Origin of the sequence: Streptomyces calidiresistens (assembly GCF_014141525.1) — a bacterium.
GTDB classification, from domain to species: Bacteria; Actinomycetota; Actinomycetes; order Streptomycetales; family Streptomycetaceae; genus Streptomyces; species Streptomyces calidiresistens.
Genome location: NZ_VKHS01000915.1, coordinates 1 through 1,994 on the forward strand (window position 1 = coordinate 1; position 1,994 = coordinate 1,994).

The 1,994-nt window shown below is 74.1% G+C and carries 2 protein-coding genes; one reads left to right on the forward strand and one right to left on the reverse strand.

Features of this window, described 5'->3' with window-relative positions; genetic code table 11:
- Positions 1-681 (reverse strand): AfsR/SARP family transcriptional regulator (locus tag FOE67_RS24075; RefSeq protein ID WP_267133365.1); only part of this gene is annotated, 681 nt, incomplete at its 3' end.
- Positions 682-1,097: 416 nt separating this feature from the next.
- Here FOE67_RS24075 and FOE67_RS24080 point away from each other — a divergent pair.
- On the forward strand, positions 1,098-1,994 hold an 897-nt coding region (locus FOE67_RS24080; RefSeq protein WP_182666941.1), incomplete at its 3' end, for a potassium channel family protein.

Sequence of the window (1,994 nt, forward strand, 5' to 3'; positions counted from 1 at the left end):
GGGAAGGGGGACCCCGGCCGCGCGGGGCGGCGGCACCCCGACCGTCGCGCCTCCCCGGGTCTCGACGGCCGGGAGTCCGCCGGTGTGGAGCGCCCGGGGAAACCCCTCCGGCCCGGGGGCCGGGCGGGCTTCGAGCGCGCCCACCCGGCGCCGCAGGGCGTCGCGCCGCTCGGCGAGGACGGTGCGCAGCCGGTGCAGGCGGGAGGCCTCCCGGGCACGCCGGGGGCCGGGAGGGAGCGCGGAGAGCGGTTCCCCGCGCCACTGGGCGAGCGCCTCTTCCACCCGGTGCAGGGCGGAGGCGGGGTCGACCGTGGGCGGCACGGCGGCGAGGGCCTCGGCGAGGGGAAGGTGCGTCTCGGTCAGTACGCGTTCGCAGCGGCCGACATCGGTCTCGCCGGGGTGGGCGGCCAGTCGGTAACCGCCGGGAACGGTACGGATGCGGCCGGGCGGCAACGCGCGCCGCAACCTGCCCACGCAGGAGCGCAGGCGGGCCCGCAGGCGGGCGGGCGGCCCCGGGCCCTCCGTCGCCCACAGGTCGAAGGCCAGCTCGTCGGCGGGCACGTCCCGGTCCGGGCTCAGGGCGAGCGCGGTCAGCGCCGCGCGCTGGGTGGGGCCGGTGACCCGCAGCGGGGTGCCGTCGTCGGCGAGCACCTCCAGCGGGCCCAGGAGCCGGATGTCCAAGAATTCTCCAACCGACCGGAGTGGGAGGTTCGTTGATCCGGGACCGGTCCGGATGCGGGATCCTCGCACGGTGGGGCGGATACCTCAAACCGTCTTCCGGGCGACATCTCCGGTCCGTTCCGAAGTTGGCGGAAGACGACCGAGGCCGGCTGAAAACCTCCCACGGGGGCGCGAAACCACCTTCCACACGACCGGTGCGTGACACCTTCGGTACGAGTGGTCACGCGTTCCGGAGGGCACGCCTCCGCACCCGGATCCCCGGGGCCGGTTCCGACCCCCGTTCGTCGCGCGTCGATCGACCGTCCCGGGGCACGTTCATCGCATGATCACGGGCGGGATCGCGCCGCGCCGACCCCGCCCGCTCACGCCCGACCGTCATCACCCGCCCCTCACCGGCGGACGGAACCGGAGGCCGCATGGACATCGCCACGATGCTGCTGGGAGGGGCACTCATCGCCCTCGTCGCCCGGGATCTGTTCCACACCCTGTGGCACCCCACCCGGCGCGGCGGGCTGAGCCGGGGGACCATGAGTGGGCTGTGGCGGATCTCCCGCTCCCTGCCGCGCCGGGGTGGCGGACGCGGTCCCGGCGGTCTGGTCGGCCCCCTGGGCATGATGACGGTGATCTCCCTGTGGGGAGTGCTCACCGCCCTCGGATGGGCACTGCTCTACTGGCCGAACCTTCCCGAACTCTTCGTCTTCGACAGCGAACTGGACCCCGCCGAGCACGGCGGTTTCCTCGACGCCCTCTACATGTCCCTGGTCGCCCTGACCACCCTCGGCCTGGGCGACGTGGCGCCCGCCGACGGCTGGTTGCGTCTCGCCGTGCCCATCGAGGCGATGTTCGGCTTCGTTCTGCTCTCCGCGGTGGTCTCGTGGATCCTGGGGATCTACCCCACCCTCGGCCACCGCCGTCAACTGGCCGGGCGACTCCACCTGCTGCGCGTCCACGACCACCTCACAGGGGACCGGGACGAGGCCCTCACCTCCTCCCTGTTGGACGAGCTGACGGGGGCGGTGGTGCGGACCCGGGGGGACTTCACCCAGTACCCGGAGGGGTACTGGTTCCGCGACGCCGACGACCACCTCTCCCTCTCCGCGACCATCCATCACGCCCATGACCTCGCCCGGCGGGGCCGGGAGTCCGCACACCCGGACGTGCGGTTGTCGGCGGCGATGCTCGGTGGCGCGCTGGACGACCTGGCCGCCGTCCTGGACCGGCAGTTCCTGCACACCGGCGGCGACACGGCGGAGATCTTCACCGCCTACACCACCGACCACCGCCGGACGATCCCCGGCACCACCCCCCGCCCC